This window comes from Brevibacterium jeotgali (genome assembly GCF_900169175.1).
In the GTDB taxonomy this organism is placed as follows: domain Bacteria; phylum Actinomycetota; class Actinomycetes; order Actinomycetales; family Brevibacteriaceae; genus Brevibacterium; species Brevibacterium jeotgali.
In genome coordinates, this window is sequence record NZ_FXZM01000005.1 from 176,855 (window position 1) to 193,086 (window position 16,232).

At 68.9% G+C, this 16,232-nt stretch carries 15 protein-coding genes and 1 pseudogene; 10 read left to right on the forward strand and 6 right to left on the reverse strand.

The window, feature by feature from the left end:
• Positions 1–254 precede the first annotated feature (254 nt).
• From BJEO58_RS06840 to BJEO58_RS06870, 7 genes are all read left to right on the forward strand, one after another.
• Positions 255–1,088, forward strand: a complete 834-nt coding sequence (locus BJEO58_RS06840; RefSeq protein WP_101588724.1) for an ABC transporter substrate-binding protein — start codon at positions 255–257, stop codon at positions 1,086–1,088.
• Between the two features lie 121 nt (positions 1,089–1,209).
• Complete coding sequence (locus BJEO58_RS06845) at positions 1,210–2,004, forward strand: amino acid ABC transporter permease (protein WP_180951856.1); 795 nt, start codon at positions 1,210–1,212, stop codon at positions 2,002–2,004.
• Between the two features lie 84 nt (positions 2,005–2,088).
• Positions 2,089–2,874 (forward strand): amino acid ABC transporter ATP-binding protein, encoded by a 786-nt coding sequence (locus tag BJEO58_RS06850; protein ID WP_101588726.1) that lies wholly within the window; start codon positions 2,089–2,091, stop codon positions 2,872–2,874.
• 30 nt (positions 2,875–2,904) lie between these two features.
• On the forward strand, positions 2,905–4,635 hold the full coding sequence (locus tag BJEO58_RS06855; RefSeq protein ID WP_180951857.1) for a thiamine pyrophosphate-dependent enzyme: 1,731 nt from the start codon (positions 2,905–2,907) through the stop codon (positions 4,633–4,635).
• Between the two features lie 92 nt (positions 4,636–4,727).
• Positions 4,728–5,387, forward strand: coding sequence for a winged helix-turn-helix transcriptional regulator (locus BJEO58_RS06860; RefSeq protein ID WP_101588727.1), 660 nt, complete (start codon positions 4,728–4,730; stop codon positions 5,385–5,387).
• A gap of 12 nt (positions 5,388–5,399) precedes the next feature.
• Positions 5,400–6,059: a dihydrofolate reductase family protein gene (locus tag BJEO58_RS06865; protein WP_101588728.1), complete on the forward strand. Its 660-nt coding sequence runs from the start codon at positions 5,400–5,402 to the stop codon at positions 6,057–6,059.
• Positions 6,060–6,132: 73 nt separating this feature from the next.
• A complete protein-coding gene (locus BJEO58_RS06870) occupies positions 6,133–7,809 on the forward strand; it encodes an amidohydrolase (RefSeq protein WP_308297859.1) in 1,677 nt (558 codons plus the stop codon).
• Positions 7,810–7,905: 96 nt separating this feature from the next.
• On the opposite strand, the gene BJEO58_RS06875 is transcribed toward BJEO58_RS06870, so the two are convergent.
• Both BJEO58_RS06875 and BJEO58_RS06880 read right to left on the reverse strand, forming a co-directional pair.
• A complete protein-coding gene (locus tag BJEO58_RS06875; RefSeq protein WP_101588729.1) occupies positions 7,906–9,555 on the reverse strand; it encodes a class I adenylate-forming enzyme family protein in 1,650 nt (549 codons plus the stop codon).
• Positions 9,548–10,741, reverse strand: a complete 1,194-nt coding sequence (locus BJEO58_RS06880) for a phosphotransferase family protein (protein WP_219617084.1) — start codon at positions 10,739–10,741, stop codon at positions 9,548–9,550. Before BJEO58_RS06880 ends, BJEO58_RS06875 begins: the two co-directional genes overlap by 8 nt.
• A 104-nt stretch (positions 10,742–10,845) precedes the next feature.
• Here BJEO58_RS06880 and BJEO58_RS06885 point away from each other — a divergent pair, with 104 nt between their 5' ends.
• Complete coding sequence (locus BJEO58_RS06885) at positions 10,846–11,487, forward strand: TetR/AcrR family transcriptional regulator (RefSeq protein ID WP_219617085.1); 642 nt, start codon at positions 10,846–10,848, stop codon at positions 11,485–11,487.
• A 55-nt stretch (positions 11,488–11,542) separates the two neighbouring features.
• Positions 11,543–12,268 carry a DUF6308 family protein gene (locus tag BJEO58_RS15145; RefSeq protein WP_246076122.1) on the forward strand — a complete coding sequence of 242 codons (726 nt, stop codon included), beginning with the start codon at positions 11,543–11,545 and terminating at the stop codon, positions 12,266–12,268.
• Positions 12,269–12,542: 274 nt separating this feature from the next.
• On the opposite strand, the pseudogene BJEO58_RS15365 reads toward BJEO58_RS15145, so the two are convergent.
• A pseudogene (locus BJEO58_RS15365) lies at positions 12,543–13,067 on the reverse strand (GPP34 family phosphoprotein); the annotation flags it as partial.
• Complete coding sequence (locus BJEO58_RS06895) at positions 13,067–14,419, reverse strand: aspartate aminotransferase family protein (protein WP_101588731.1); 1,353 nt, start codon at positions 14,417–14,419, stop codon at positions 13,067–13,069. The gene BJEO58_RS06895 and the pseudogene BJEO58_RS15365, both read right to left, overlap by 1 nt.
• Before the next feature lie 114 nt (positions 14,420–14,533).
• On the opposite strand from BJEO58_RS06895, the gene BJEO58_RS06900 reads away from it, so the two are divergent.
• Positions 14,534–15,160, forward strand: a complete 627-nt coding sequence (locus tag BJEO58_RS06900; RefSeq protein WP_101588732.1) for an IMPACT family protein — start codon at positions 14,534–14,536, stop codon at positions 15,158–15,160.
• Positions 15,161–15,199: 39 nt separating this feature from the next.
• Here BJEO58_RS06900 and ybaK read toward each other — a convergent pair whose 3' ends face one another.
• The gene (gene ybaK / locus BJEO58_RS06905; RefSeq protein ID WP_101588733.1) at positions 15,200–15,697 is read right to left on the reverse strand and encodes a Cys-tRNA(Pro) deacylase; all 498 of its coding nucleotides are present in this window, start codon (positions 15,695–15,697) and stop codon (positions 15,200–15,202) included.
• A gap of 157 nt (positions 15,698–15,854) precedes the next feature.
• Positions 15,855–16,214, reverse strand: coding sequence for a metallopeptidase family protein (locus tag BJEO58_RS06910; protein WP_101588734.1), 360 nt, complete (start codon positions 16,212–16,214; stop codon positions 15,855–15,857).
• Positions 16,215–16,232 lie beyond the last annotated feature (18 nt).

The window sequence follows — 16,232 nt, forward strand, 5'->3', positions numbered from 1 at the left end:
CGCGCGGCCCGAGTCGCGCGCCACCCGATTCGCGAGGGACGGGCTGCAGGTTCGACGGCCTCCCGGTTGCGCCCGTCCGTCGAACCGTCGACCCGCCCCTCGCGGATCCGGGTCAGCCTGGGCCGCCGTATTCATACCCATTGGTGACGAGTGACGCGGACCACAGGTATATTCCACCTGTATGACAGCGGATCGGGCAGGTCGGCCATCCCGCCTCCTCCACCCCCCGCACACTCGGTCCCAGGAGGCACCACGTGAAGAAGATCCTGCCTGCAGTCGCCGCGAGCGCCGCAGCACTCCTCGCACTGTCCGGATGCGGAGGCGATGATCCCGACGCCGTCTCGGAGGTCGACGGCGTCCAGCTGGTCACCGCGGGGAAGCTCACCCTCTGCTCCGACATCCCCTACGAGCCGTTCGAATTCGTCGAGGACGGCGAGAACGTGGGCTTCGACATCGACCTCGCGCAGGCGACCGCGGACAGCATGGGCGTCGAACTCGAAGTCATCACGACCGCCTTCGAAGCCATCCAGTCCGGATCCGCCCTGGACACGGGCCAATGCGACATCGCCCTGTCCGGCATGACGATCACGGAGGAGCGCCAGACGCAGATGGACTTCTCCAAGCCGTATCTCAAGGACAACCTCGCCCTCATGACGAAGAAGGACTCGGACGTCGAGAGCATCGAGGACATCCAGGGCGAGGAGGCCGGCGTCCAGCAGGCGACGACCGGAGAGACCTACGCCACCGACAACGGAGTCACCCCCGTCCAGTTCGAGGACGCGGGCCTCATGACGCAGGGCATCCAGTCCGGCCAGGTCAATGCGGTCATCGCGAACATCTCCACGATCTTCGCGGCCACCGAGTCGGACGACAGCCTCCACCTGGTCGAGGAGTTCGACACCGGCGAGGTCATCGGCGCTGCGGTGAAGAAGGACAACACCGCGATGCTCGAGCAGTTCGAGGCGACCGTGACAGAGCTGCGCGACTCCGGTGAGTACGACGCCATCGTCGACCAGTGGTTCGGCGAGGTCGCGGACGCGGCTCGGCTGAGCGCCGAGGAGGCGGACGAGGGGCCTGCATCCGAGTGACGTGACCTGGGGGCCGACGGGTCGGCTACGATCACCCGTTGGCCCCCACACGCAGCGCGGCAGGCTCACTCACCCCGCAGAGCGCCGCCCGTACACCCACCTCTGATCGAGGAGAGCCCCCGTGGCAATGAGTCCGCGCAAGCGCGCACAAACGTCCAGGATCGTGCAGTACGCGATCCTCATCGTCGCTGCCGCTGCAGCCGCCTTCGTCACCGACTGGCAGACGGTCGGCGAGAAGTTCTTCAACCCGACGGTCGCCCTCCAGCAGTTCCCGGGCGTCGTCACGACCGCACTGAAGAACACGATCATCTACACCGCCCTGGGCTTCGTGCTCGCGCTGGCCCTGGGCCTCCTCCTGGCTCTTATGAAGATCTCCTCCGTGGGCCCGTACCGGTGGCTCGCGACGCTCTACATCGAGTTCTTCCGCGGTGTCCCCGCGCTGCTCGTCTTCATCGCGTTCGGCTATGCGGTGCCCTTCGCCTTCGGCATCCGGCTCGACACGTACGTCACTGTCATGCTGTCGCTCGGCATCGTCGCGTCCGCATACATCGCAGAGACCCTGCGCGCAGGCCTGCAGGCGGTGCCGAAGGGCCAGTACGAGGCCGCACGCTCGCTGGGCATGAGCCACACCCGCGCGATGATCAGCATCGTCATCCCGCAGGCGATCCGGATCATCCTGCCGCCGCTGACCAACGAGATCATCATGATGACGAAGGACTCGTCGCTCATCTACCTGCTGGGACTCACCGCGAGCCAGTACGAGCTGGCGAAATTCGGCCGCGAGGCGATCTCGTCCCCGGAAGCGGGTCTCACCCCACTCGTCATCGCAGGCGCCGCATACCTCGTCATCACGGTGCCACTGGGCATCCTGGCGCGCAGGTTCGAATCACGCACAGCGAAGCTGTCGAGGCCGTAGTGCGGACACGATGACGGCACCCGCCCCTCACCCGCACGGCCCGGCAGATCTCCGGCAGGACCGGTACCCGCACAAGGAGCGCCCATGAGCACCCCCGCCACCCCTCACGTGCCCGCAGCGCAGGGCTGCACGATCACGAACCTCCACAAGTCCTACGGAGACGTAGAGGTCCTCAAGGGGATCAGCGTCGATGTGAAGCCGGGAGAGGTCGTCTGCCTGATCGGCCCCTCCGGATCCGGCAAGTCGACTCTGCTGCGCTGCATCAATCTCCTGGAGGAGCCGAACGACGGCACGATCACCGTGGCGGGCTTCGACGCGACGGACCCGGACGTGCAGCTCGACGAGATGCGGGCGCACGTCGGCATGGTCTTCCAGAGCTTCAACCTCTTTCCGCACATGAGTGCGCTGGACAACTGCTCGATCGCCCAGCGACGTGTCCTCGGGAGGAGCAGGGACGAAGCAGACGCCACGTCTCGAGAGCATCTGGAACAGGTGGGGCTCGCCGAACTGGCCGACCGGTATCCGGACCAGCTGTCCGGAGGTCAGCAGCAGCGTGTCGCGATCGCCCGCGCTCTGTCGATGCAGCCGTCGCTCATGCTCTTCGACGAGCCCACCTCCGCACTCGACCCGGAGACGGTGGGCGACGTGCTGGGCGTCATGCGCCAGCTGGCGAAGGCCGGCATGACGATGGTCGTCGTCACGCACGAGATGGGCTTCGCCCGCGACGTGGCCGACCGCGTCCTCTTCATGGACGGAGGCCTCCTCGTCGAGCAGGGTCCTGCACGCGAGGTCATCGGCAATCCCCAGCACGAGCGCACGCAGTCGTTCCTGGCCCGCGTCCTCCACCCGGACGGCACCGTCGACGGCTGAGCGTCCGGGCCACGTGATAGGACTGTGTCCATGAGCGAAGCCACAGCGTCCGCCACCGCCGCCGGAGCCACCACGTCCACCATGTCCGCAGGCCACCTCATCGTCCGTCAGCTGGAAGCTGAGGGGGTCCAGCGGATCTACAACGTGCCGGGCGAATCGTTCCTCGACGTGCTCGACGGGCTCTACGACTCCCCCATCCACACTGTCGTGTGCCGCCAGGAGGGCGGGGCGGGCTACGCCGCACTCGCAGAGGCTCGCCTGACCAGCCGTCCCGGCATCGCCATGGTCACCCGCGGGCCGGGCGCCTCCAACGCGATGATCTCCATCCACACGGCATACCAGGATGCGACACCGCTCGTCCTGTTCGTGGGCCTCATCCCCACTGCGCAGCGCGGACGGGAGGCCTTCCAGGAGTTCGAACCGGCCGGCTGGTTCGGCTCCACCGCGAAGAAGGTGCTGATCCTCGATGACCCGGACTCCGCCGCGAGGGTCGTCGCCGACGCACTCCATACGGCCGCCTCGGGCCGACCAGGCCCGGTCATCGTGGGCCTGCCGGAGGAGACGCTGCTCGAACGCACCGCCTCCCAGCCGGTCCCGCCCCGTCCCCTGCCCGCCCCTGCACCCGCGCCCGTGGACGTCGCCGCCGTGGAATCGGCCGTCGCCGCCGCGCAGAAACCCCTTCTGATCGTCGGAGGACAGGGCTGGACAGGCGATGCCGCTGCGGAGATCTCCACCTGGGCCCGCAGTCGTGGGGCCGGCATCGTCGCTGACTTCCGCGCACACGATGCCGTGGACCATGACGAGTCGGTGTTCCTGGGACCGCTGGGATTCTCCAGCTGGCCCGGCACACGGGACGCGCTCGAAGAAGCGGACCTCCACATCTTCATCGGCTGTGTGCGCGCCGATGTCATGACGGGCGGGTACTCCTTCGGAGTGAGCCCTGACCGCACACTCGTCGCGGGACCGGACCCGGACGCCCACGGGCACTTCGGGCCGCTGGATCAGCAGATCCTCACCACCCCGGTGGCACTGGCCCGGGCACTGTCGTCCTCCGCTGCGCACGGCTCCGCGGACGGGGGCTCGACCGGCGCCTCCGTCGGCACCTCGGCCGCCGTGCCGGAGGACGCCCCCGAGGATGCCGCCTGGTACTCGGACCACCGGAGCCGGTACATCGACTGGCGCACCAGCGTCGTCGGGGGCGAGCGCAGCGATGAGTTCATCGACCGCGACCGGGCCTACCGCGATGCGGCGGAGGTCCTCCCCCACGACGCGATCCTCACGTACGGCGCGGGCAATTATTCCGCGTGGGCGCTGCGCTACTGGCCTCTGCACGGCCCGGGCTCCGTCGCCGCACCGCGCAACGGCGCGATGGGCATGGGAACACCCGCGGCCGTGGCGGCCGCCCTCACGTTCCCCGACCGCGCCGTCGTGGCGCTGGCCGGCGACGGCTGCTTCATGATGAACGGCCAGGAGTTCGCGACGGCCGTCCACGAAGGCCTCAACATCACGGTCATCGTGGATGACAACTCCGTCTACGGAACGATCGTCGGCCACCAGGTGCGGGAGTACCCCGGTCGCCCCTCCGGCACGACGATGACCAACCCGGACTTCGCGGCGCTGGCCGATGCGTACGGCGGACGCGGGTTCCCCGTGAAGCGGACGGCCGACTTCGTGCCGATGTTCGAGCAGGCGCTCGCGCACGACGGTCCCGCACTCCTGCACATCCGCACGGATCCGGAGGTCCGACTGCCGCGCGTGTGAGCGCTGGTGAGCTCCAGAGCACCCTCCCGCGGAATACCGAGACCCCTGCTTCAGCTCTTTCTTTTGCGAAGTGAACTCTATATTCTGGAGTCATGAGTAAGGACTACGGACAGTTCTGCGGCCTCGCGAGAGCGGCACAGGTGCTCGGTGAACGATGGGCGCTGATGATCGTCCGCGATCTCACCGTCAGCGCCCGACGGTTCACGGACCTGCATGAGGGGCTGCCCGGCATCCCCACCACGGTGCTGACCACCAGGCTCCGTGAGCTGGAGGAATCAGCCGTGATCACGCGCCGGGCCGCACCATCCCCGGCCCGCGGGGTGCTCTACGAGCTGACGCCCCGCGGCCGCGACCTGCAGCCGATCCTCGACGCCCTCGGGCGCTGGGGAGCCGAAGCGATGGCCTCTCCCCGGGAGTCGGAAGTCGTCACGGACTCCTCACTGGCCAGCGCGCTGCGCTCCGCCCACAGGCCCGGCGGCCTCGCCGGGCCGCTCACGTACCACGTGCGCTCGGGCGCGGCCTCCGCCTGGGCGACTACCCGCGGCGACGAGGTGACGGTGGGTCCCGGCGAGCCCTCGTCGGATCCGGATCTCACCATCGACGCCGGCCCCGAGCTGCGTCTTCTGCTCGCGGGAACCCTGACTCCCGAAGAGGCGCTGGCCTCAGGAGGCATCGCCATTGCGGGTGCCCGGCGGCTCCTCGAGGAGTTCACCCGCTCCTTCCGCGTCCCCCTGTCTGCACCCGCCCCCTGAAAGGACACCCTCATGAAGCTCAGCATCAACCTGTTCACGACCCTGGACGGCGTCAGCCAAGCACCCGGCGGCGCCGAGGAGGACACCCGCGGCGGATTCACCCGCGGCGGCTGGCTCCTGCCGCACTTCGACGAGGGCTGCGGGAAGGCCGTCGACGAGTGGTACCGCCACGCCAGCGCTCTGCTCCTGGGCCGCCACACCTACGACACCTTCGCCGGCCACTGGCCGCTCGTCACTGACCCCGACGACCGGGTCGCAGCCGCCATCAACACCCTGCGCAAGTACGTCGTCACCTCCTCGCCGACCGGCGAGACCTGGGCGGACACGACGACGGTCCTGGACTCCGATGCCCTGGACCGCATTCGTGACCTCAAAGCCCGGGACGGCGACGAGCTCCAGGTGCACGGCAGCGTCCGCCTCGCCAGGAGCCTGCACGAGGCCGGGCTGGTGGACATCTACCGGCTGCTCGTCGCCCCCGTCGTCGTAGGCTCCGGATCTCGCCTGCTCGAGGCCGGCGGGCCCGCACACTCCCTGACGGTGACCAGCGGCACCATCACCGCCAGCGGCGTCACCTCTCTCGTCATGGAACCGCGCGAGTTCGTCGCGGCGACCGCGACCGTCGAGGACGGCAAGGACTCCGTCAGTCGGGACGCGCACCCCCTCACCCCGTGAGCGGCGATCACGGGATCACGGCCGGTCGGGCCCCTTCATCGGTCCGAGGAGGACACTCTAGGCTGGACCTGCGGTGAGCACCGCACTCGCGCCGCGCACGCCCGTCGAACGGAGATCCCCGATGCTCGACCTCATCCTGGACAACGCTCGGATCCGCACCCTGGACGACGACCGGCCGGGAGCTCGGACGATCGGCCTGTGGGAGGGGAAGATCGTCGGGTTCGACGACGACGTGCGCAGCCTCAACGCCGCGCGGCGCATCAACCTCGACGGGGCGACGGTGCTGCCCGGGTTCAACGATGCGCACTGCCACACGACCTGGTACGGCCTCTCGCTGGCGAGTGTCGACTGCACCGCGCTGCCGGGCGGCCTGGACGAGGTCTACCGCCGGATCGAGGACGCGGCACAGTCCACCCCGGCCGGCGAATGGATCAACGCCACCGGATACGGGCACCGGGACTACGGCGGCGAGTACCCCGATCTCGAGGTGCTGGACCGCATCACAGGCGATCGCCCGCTCTTCCTCCGCCAGCAGTCGGGGCACTCCGCGATCGTCAACACCGCTGCGATGGAGCGCGCCGGAATGCTGGCCCCCGGTTTCCGGGACCCCGCGGGAGGACGGGTCGTGCGCGACCGGGACGGCCACCCCACCGGGCTCGTCGAGGAGACCGCGCAGGCACTCATCCAGGACCTCATCCGCCCCTACTCCCTCGACACCGTCGTCGACGCTCTGGACCGTGCGACTGCGGTCTATGCGTCGGAGGGGATCACCAGCTTCGGCGAATGCGGCATCTTCGCCGGATGGATCGGCCACTCCCCCCTCGAAGCGCACGCGTACCAGTCGGCACGGGAGCAGGGGAAGCTGCGCGCACGTGCACAGATCATGCCGATGGCCGACGGGCTGCACCGGATCGGCGCGCACACGGCGGACGACTACGGGATCGGCCTGGACACCGGCGTGCGGACCGGGTTCGGCGATGACTGGCTGAGCTTCGGACCCGCGAAGATCTTCATGGACGGGGCGATGAGCGGTGAGACCGCCGCGATGAGGGAGGACTACGCAGGACGCGACACTGCCGGATATCTGCAGGACGACCCGGAGACGCTCCGCCGGACGATCCTCGACGTCTATCGGTCCGGATGGTCGCTGGCCGTCCACGCTATCGGCGACCTGGCCGTCGACCACGCGGTCCGCAATATCGTCGAGGCGATGGATACGTATGGACGGCGCAGCGTCCCCAACCGCATCGAGCACGCGGGCACCGTCCACGACGAGCACCTGGCGACGCTGTCCGAGTACGGCATCGCCGTCACCCCGCAGGCATCGTTCGCCCGCGACATCGGCGACGGGATGAACCATTCGGTCGGAGAGGAGAGGCGCCGCCTCCTGTACCGGGGGCGGTCCTTCGTCGACGCCGGCGTCCTGCTCGCGGGATCGTCGGACCGTCCGTGCTCCGATGGCAATGCGCTGCGCGGCATCCAGTCATTCGTGGATCGTCTCACCAGCACGGGAGACGTCTTCGGGTCCGCCGAGGAATGCCTCACCGCGAAGCAGGCGGTGACCGCCTACACGCGGACCGCGGCCCAGGCCTCCGGCCACGGCGCGGTCAAGGGGACGCTCGCGCGCGGAAAACTCGCGGACCTCGTCGTCCTGGGTGATGACCCGCTCTCCGTCGACGCGACGACGATCAAGGACATCGACGTCGTCGCCACCCTCGCCGGCGGGGAGTTCACGCACTCGACCCTGTGACGAGGCTGGACGCCCAGGATCACACCCAGGATGGTCGTCGGGCCGGGTGAGTGTCCTGAGCCTGGTCGGTGTCCAGGCGATGAGTACTGTTCCTGCTCACCCCTGGTCGCGCAGGTCGCGGCGCTTGATCTTCCCCGTCTGGGTCTTGGGCAGTTCGTCGATGATGTGGACTTCTCGAGGGTACTTGTACGCCGCCAGTCGCTCCTTCGTGAACTCCTGCAGCGCTGCTGCGGTCGTGGGCGCGCCCGGTTGCAGTGAGACGTATGCGGTGACGGTCTCCCCGCGGTAATCGTCAGGAGTGCCGACGACCGCGGCCTCGTACACGTCGGAGTGCTCGTAGAGCGCGTCTTCGACCTCGCGGGGCCAGATCTTGAAGCCGGACGCGTTGATCTGGTCCTTGAGCCGATCGACCAGGTACACCCATCCGTCCTCGTCGATGATCGCGACGTCGCCGCTGCTCATCCAGCCGTCTGCGGAGAGGACGTGTGCGGTCTCCTCGGGCTTGCGCAGATACTGCGGCATGACCTGGGGGCCCCGCATCTGCAGCTCCCCCTCCTCGCCGGAGCGGAGCGGGCTGCCGTCGGCTCCGACGACACGCGCGTCGAGGCCCGGCATCGGCACCCCGATCGACAGGGTCCCGCTCGCCGCGTCGACAGGAGCCCGCGCCCCCGGCGGCACTGCGATGACCGCGGAGGCAGTCTCCGTCATGCCGTAGATGTTGTGGATGTAGTGGCCGAACCGCTTCTGGAAGCGGTCCACCGTCGCGGGTGGGATCGGTGCGCCACCGGAGTACAGCCACCGGACCGTCTCCAACTCCGCCGCATCGCCGCGGTCCAGGGCCAGGAGTGCGTTGTAGACCGTGATCGCTCCGACGGTCACACTCACACGATGCCGCTGGAACGCCTCCAGCATGACCTCAGGATGCAGGCGATTGAGGAAGACGAGAGCAGCGGGGGATACGAGCGTCGCCGCTGCCGTCGCGACGGCGCCCGTGATGTGGAAGAGCGGAGCAACGGCGAGGACCACGTCCTCATCGCCGACCCCCTGCCACGCGTTGAAGGCGGCAGCGGTGCTCAGCACATTGCGGTGCGTATTCAGTGCGCCCTTGGGCGGGCCCGTGGTCCCGGACGTGTAGGTCAGCAGCGCGGCGTCCTCAGCCCGGACCTCGGCGACGGCAGGGGTTCGGCCCGCGTTCTCCCGCACAGCGGTGAGGAGGTCATCGGCACCCTCGACGACCACCCGCGCCGCGTCCGCGAAGATCCGGGGATCGTGCTCCGTCTGGAGGTCGAGGTCGCTGGTGGTCATGCGCCACCTCACCGTGGAGCCGGCCAACGTCGCGGCTGCCTCGTCTCCCTCCCGGTCGAGCCCGATGAAACCGGTCGCGTGGGAGTCGTCGATGAGTCGGCGGAGCTCTGCTCCGCGGTACATGGGGTTGAGGATGAGGACCGTCGCCCCCGCCTTCCACAGCGCGAGCATCGCGATCGCGAACTGGGGGATGTTCTGCAGCTGGACGCCCACCACGTCGCCGCGATCCACACCGCGGTCCTGGAGGTGGGACGCCAGGGCATCGGAGTCCTCGTCGACCCGTCGCACCGTCAGCGTGGTGTCGAAGTAGACCAGGCAGGGCGACTCCGGGGACGTCGCCGCGCGGTCGCGCCATGCCGCGACGAGGGACTCGGGCACCTGCGGCGGGTCGACGCTGAGACCGTCCGGGTAGAGAGGAGCCCAGGCCGGTTCCTCAGCCATGGCCCAGCGCCTCCAATGCGCGCCGGGCCAGATCCGGCACACCGGCCTCCAGCTGGGGGGCGAAGTCATCGCCGGGACGCTCGCCCGCCAGATAGCGGGTGTACATCGCCTCACAGAAGACAGCGGACTTCCAGTAGGCGAGGGCGCGATACCACCCGAGGTCGCTGAGGTCGAGACCCGACGCCTCGGCGTACCGCTGGGCGAGCTCCGCCGCCGTCGGATATCCGTCACGGCGCGTGACCGGCGACAGGTCGAGGGCCGAATCGGGCGATCCGACCTCCGAGTAGTTCGCCAGCAGATAGCCGACATCCGCGAGCGGGTCCCCCAGCGTCGCCATCTCCCAGTCGAGGATCGCTCGGACCTCCGGCTCTCCGGAACCGGTGATCATGAGATTCCCCAGTCGGTAGTCGCCGTGCACCACGGCGTGGCGCTGCGTCGCGGGAACGTCTGCGGCCAGGAGGTCCGCCACGCGGACGACGTCCGGGACCGAACGCCGCGTGTTCACGTCCCAGAGCCTGCGGAAGGTGGCCACCTGCCGATCGAGGTAGCCGCTGGGCCTGCCGATGTCCGACACGGGCGGTGCTGACACGTCGATGCGGTGGAGGGCCACAAGCGTGTCGACCATGTTCATCGCGACCGCGCGCCGGGCCTGCGGCGTCTGGATCCGCTGGGGCTCCACCTCTGTGATGACATCGCCGTCCAGATGATCCATGACGTAGAAGGGCACACCCAGCAGGTCCGCGTCGTCGCAGACGGCGAGGATGTGCGGGACGGGCACGCCGCCCTGACCGGCGAGCGACTGCTGGATCCGCGCCTCGCGCACCATGTCGTGCGCCGATCGTGGGAGAGGCGGTCGCGGACCGCGGCGCAGCACGACATCGGCTCCGGCCCGTGTCACCCGGAATGTCAGGTTCGAATGCCCGTCGCCGATCCGCACTGCGGTGACGGGTCCCGTTCCGATCCCGTGCGCGTCGAGGAATGCTTCGACCACATCGAGGACGAGGAGGGGCGGCAGCGCCCCGGCGGGGACGTCCCCCATGGTCGCGACGATCTCCGGGGCGAGCGGATCCTGTCCGCTCTGCTGTGCTGTGCCGGGACGTGTGTCTCCGGCGATCGCCTGGCCCCCTGCGTGCTGCTCGTCCACTCGCTGCACCTCTCCGTCGTCGACCGTCGTCTGCGCTGCCACCCCGACCGAGCGAGCGATCGGTGAGCTTTCACCGTACTGTGGTCCACATCACGACCCGTGTCAATGAGCACCCCGTCCACGGCCCCGCATCCGAAGGAGGCCCCGTGAGCACCGACGCTGTCAGCGCGGACACCTGGCACGACTATGCGCGCTCGCAGCTCCACCCCGTGCTGGAGGGGGCGCTGCACTGCTTCACCCTGCACGGCTATCACGGCACCACGATCCGCATGATCGCCGCGGCGAGCCGCCTGTCCGTAGCGGGCGTCTACCACCACTACCCGTCGAAGCACGCGATCCTCGTCGCCGTCATGAGCCAGGCGATGGAGGATCTCTGGCAGCGCAGCATCGCGGCGGATGCAGCCGCGCAGGGCGGCCCGGTCGACCGTTTCGTCAACATCGTCACCTGCCTGCTCGAGTTCCACACCCAGCGGCGGGACGAGGCGTTCATCGCCCTGACGGAGATCCGCAGTCTCGAGGCGAATGCCCGAGCTGATCACATCGCGAAACGGGACCGCCAGCAGCGACTCGTGGAGTCGGTCGTCGAAGACGGCGTGGCGGCGGGCGCCTTCACCACCGAACATCCGCGGGATGCGAGCCGCGCGGTCGTCACGATGTGCACCTCCGTCTCCGACTGGTACCGACCGGACGGCGCCCTCAGCAGCTCCGAGCTGGCTGCGCGCTACTGCGGGATCGCGCTCGGCGCCGTCGGGGGTCACACACAGACAGGCGGCCCTGTCAGCGCATAGAGTCGAGTCCCAGCACATCCACGAGGACGCCGTCCGGCGCAGAAGAGGAGACACCATGTCTCGCAAGGGCTTCCCTGAGGTGGAGCAGCAGTACATCGACCACGCCCGGGAACAGGCGCTGATCGCACTGACGAGCGCGGACACCCCCCAGCGACTGCGGCGCCACTACTGCGTCGACACCGACTTCGCCGGGTCGAGCTTCACACGGATCACGCCGAACACGTCCGACGCGATCACAACTGCCGACCTGCTGGCCACGACGATGCTGTCCGCCTCGGTCCCCGCGCATTCGACCCGCCTGCTCCTCGACGACAAGAGCACGCGGAAGACTGTGCGTCGCCTGCTCGACGCGCTGCCCGACCGCCGGCTCGAGGATGCGAAGGCCAAGCACTACCGGCCCATGAGCGATGTCTACGACTTCCTGAAGGAGATCCTGGGCCGGGCCGGCGCCGCAGACCCGAACCCCTGGGTGACGGCGAGCAAGCTGGCCGCGCGCAAGAGACCGGACCTCTTCCCCGTCCGCGACGCGGCGGTCCGCGGCCTCCTCCGCGTCTCCGAGCTCCGCGACTACGGCAAGGACTGGAGGGTGTTCCGCACGCTCATGCGCGATCACGACGTGAGCGATGCGCTCGACACGACGATCGGCGCCCTGAAGTCCCTGGAGACCGACTGTCGGGTGAAAGCGGACAAGGAGCGGCTGCGAATCCTCGATGCCGCCCTGTGGGCGCATGCGACCGACCTGGACCCGGCGCCGTGCGTCGACCACGACTCCGACTCCTGATCCGTCCCTGAGCGGTCCCTGAGCGGTCCAGCGGAGGCCCCCAGCGATCGAGCGCCGGAGTCGCCGCAGGGCTCACGAGCCTCCCGACGATGAGGCCGACACCGCCACGGACGCGGCGACCCCGGCCGAGACTGCCGCGCTGATCGCAGCGATGGACGCACTGAGTGCCCTGCCGCTGTGCTGGGCCGGAGTGGGCAGCTCGTCGGCGATCCGATCGATGCGCCTGTTCAGAGCACGGCCCTTCAGCCCCCTCGGCTGCGGCCTCCTCCTTGAGGATGACCTTCGCGGAGTCCATCCCCCGCAGGATCCCCAGCACCATCGCATCCGACACGGAGACATCGCCCCGTCCAGCCAGGGCCTCACGCAGACGAGCGCGGGTGTGCGCCTCCGGCCCGCCATCGATGGCGGGGTACCGCTCCGGCTTGAGCCCCAGGAATCGCGCCTCCTCCAGATCCACGACCCCTTGGGCCACGAGGCTGCGGGAGACGACCTCCTTGGGATTGAACCAGCCTGCGGTGACGAGGGCCTGGACCCGCGGCGGCTTCGAACGCGCCGCGAGAGCCCGCACGCCGAAATCCATGACGGCGCCGGGGCCCGCGTCCTCCGCGTCGCCGCCTCCGAGCTCACCGGACAGCCACACCTTCGGATCCTTCTTCCGGTCCTCGAACTCGACGCAGTCCGCCAGCGCCAGATCGGCCAGGAGGCCGGCTGCCAGAGCGTAGTCGCGGTAGCTCACCCACGCCTCGGTCCGGCCGTCGTCGCGCGTGAGCAGGAGCAGCAGGTCTTCGCAGATGAGCATCAGACGGGCTCCGTGAATGCGCGCTCGAGGACTGCGAGGCCCTCCCTCAGCTCCGCCTCACTCACGTTGAGCGGCGGGACGACGTGGATGCGGTTGTAGTTGGCGAACGGCAGGACACCGCCGGCTCTGATCCGACCGATGACCTCGTTCATCTGCGGCGACGATCCGCCGTAGGGCGCCAGCGGTTCCTTCGTGTCCTTGTCCTTCACGAGGTCGATCGCCCAGAACATCCCCGTGCCGCGCACCTCGCCCACGATCGGAGAGGTGGCTGCGATCTCGCGCAGCCGTGGGCCCACCACGGTCTCGCCCAGCTGCGCAGCATTCTCCACCATGCGCTCGTCCTCCATCGCTGCGATCGTCGCGACGGCGGCGGCGCAGGCCAGCGGATGCCCGGAGTACGTGAGCCCGCCGGGGTACGCGGCATCGGCGAAGGTAGCGGAGATCGCGTCGCTGATCGCCACGCCGCCCAGCGGCACGTAGCCCGAGTTCACGCCCTTCGCGAAGGCCACCAGGTCCGGGACCACGTCGAAGTGCTCGAAGGAGAACCACGTCCCCGATCGGCCGAAGCCCGCCATGACCTCATCGGCGATGTAGACGATGCCGAATTCGTCGCACAGTGCGCGCACGCCCTGCATGTACTCCGTCGTCGGAATCATGATCCCCGCCGTGCCGGGGATCGATTCGAGGATGACGGCGGCGATCGTCTGCGGGCCCTCCAGCTCGATCGTGCGGCGCAGGTGCGTGAGCGCGCGCTCGGTCTCCTCCGCCTCGGTCGTCGCGTGGAACTCGGACCGGTAGAGGAAGGGACCGAAGAAGTGCACCGTCCCCGCGTCGCCCATGTCATTGCGGAACCGTCGCGGGTCACCGGTGATGTTGATGGCCTGCTCCGTGCCGCCGTGGTAGCTGCGGTAGCGGGAGAGGACCTTGCGCCGTCCGGTGTGCAGGCGGGCCATGCGCACGGCGTGCTCGACGGCATCCGCACCGCCGTTCGTGAAGAAGACGCGGTCGAGCGATGCGGGCAGGCGCTCCGTGATCAGCCTGGCGGCCTCGGAGCGCTTGTCGTTCGCGTGAGCGGGATTGATGGTGCAGAGCACGTCGGCCTGGTCTTTGATCGCCTGCACGACCGTGGGGTGCTGGTGACCGATGTTCGTGTTGACCAGCTGAGAGGAGAAGTCGAGCAGCGGCCGCCCCTCCCCGTCATACACGTACGACCCTGCGGCCCGGGACACGACCATCGGGGTGATCTGCTTCTGCGCCGACCACGAATGGAACACGTGCGCCCGGTCGAGGTCGTAGGCCCGCTGCGACTCCCCGCGCAGCTCCTCCAGCTCGTCCTCCGAGAAATCCAACATCGTCGTCCTCCAGGGTTTCGGGTGGGGGCCGGCCCGCACCGCCGTGACGTGCCGGGCTCTCCCGGCCTTCCCTCCCACGATACGTCCGATCTCGCACACGGATAGGGTCGCACCATGGCCTCCCCGACCTCGTATCGCACACTCACCGGCGCCGTGGAGGCGGAGATCGAGATCAAGCGGTCCCGCTTCCTGGGTCTTCTCGCGCCCGTCCCGGATGAGGAGGGTGCTCGCGAGGTCATCGCGCAGCGTCGCGCCGACCACCCCAGAGCACGGCACCACTGCACCGCGTTCGTCCTGGACCCCGATTCCCGCACGCGCCGCTTCAGCGACGACGGCGAACCTGCCGGCACCGCGGGCGCCCCCATCCTCGATGTCCTCGTCGGACACGAGCTCACCTACGTGCTGGCAGTCGTCACGCGCTACTTCGGCGGCACTCTGCTGGGGGCGGGCGGTCTGGTGCGCGCCTACGGCGACGCCGCCTCGCAGGCTGTGGCCACGGCACGCATCGTGACGCATTCCCAGCACGTTCCCGTGACGGTGACGGTCGACTACGCACTGGCCGCGGCGATCGATCGGATGGCGCGTGCCGCAGGCTGGACCACGGAATCGGAGTACGGCGCCGAGGTCGTCGTCACCGTCCGCATCCCGCCCGCGGAACTGGACGCGGGCCTGCACAGCCTCGCCGACGTGAGCGCCGGTTCAGTGGACCCCGCCATCGGCGCACCGGCCTGGTCGGCGTGATCACCGGGGCAGTCGGCCGGACGGTCACCGGCCGGAAGGTCAGTCGAGCTGCGCGATCCGGCCGACGGACGCGTTCGTGAGCATCAGCAGATCGTTCGGACGCATCTCGATCTCGAGCCCGCGGCGACCCGCGGAGATGAACACCGTGTCGTGCTCGAGAACGGATTCGTCCACGTAGACAGGAGTGGAGGTGCGCTGCCCGAACGGGCTCATGCCGCCTGCGGTGTACCCCGTGCGGCGCTCTGCTTCCGCGACACCGGCGAGTGTCGCCTTCTTGCCGCCGGCCGCAGAGGCGAGGGCCTTGAGGTCCAGCTGACCCGACACCGGCACCAGCGCGCTGACCGGCTCGGAGTCGACGAGGATGTGCAGGGTCTTGAAGACCCGGTTGGGTATGACGCCCAGCTTCTCTGCTGCTTCGCCGCCGTAGCGGCGAGCACGGGGGTCGTGCTCGTACTCGTGGACCGTGTATTCGATACCGGCCAGTCCGAGTACGCGCAGTGCGGGCGTGGCGGCTACCACCTGAGTTCGACGGGACATGATGCGACCACGATACGAGATACGCTGTACCCACACGAAATCGAGCGACCTGCGTCACACATGACGCCACTCCGTTCCGGCCGGACCGCCCGCGGGACTCAGCACCTCGGAGTTCAGTCCGCCGGGGCCCGCCCACCGGGACTCTGCCCGCCAGAGCTCAGCCCCATCCCAGCTCGTGGAGCCGGTCCTCCTCGATGCCGTAGTGGTGAGCGATCTCGTGGACGATCGTCACGAGGATCTCCTCACGCAGGTGCTCCACATCCTCCGCGAAGGCGATCAGCGGGTGCTTGAAGAGGGTAATGGTGTCCGGCGGGACGAAGCTGAACGAGCCCCCTCCCCTCTCCGTGAGGGGAATGCCGTCATAGATGCCCAGCAGCCCGGGAGTCTCCGCCGGCGGTTCCGGCTCGACGAAGAGGGCGACATTGTCCATGTGGTCGACAACGCCCGGCGGCAGATCCTCCACCGCCTGATCGACCAGGGAGTCGAAGAGCTCGTCACTGACCTCGCTCGCGTCCATGCGACCAGTCTAGGGAGG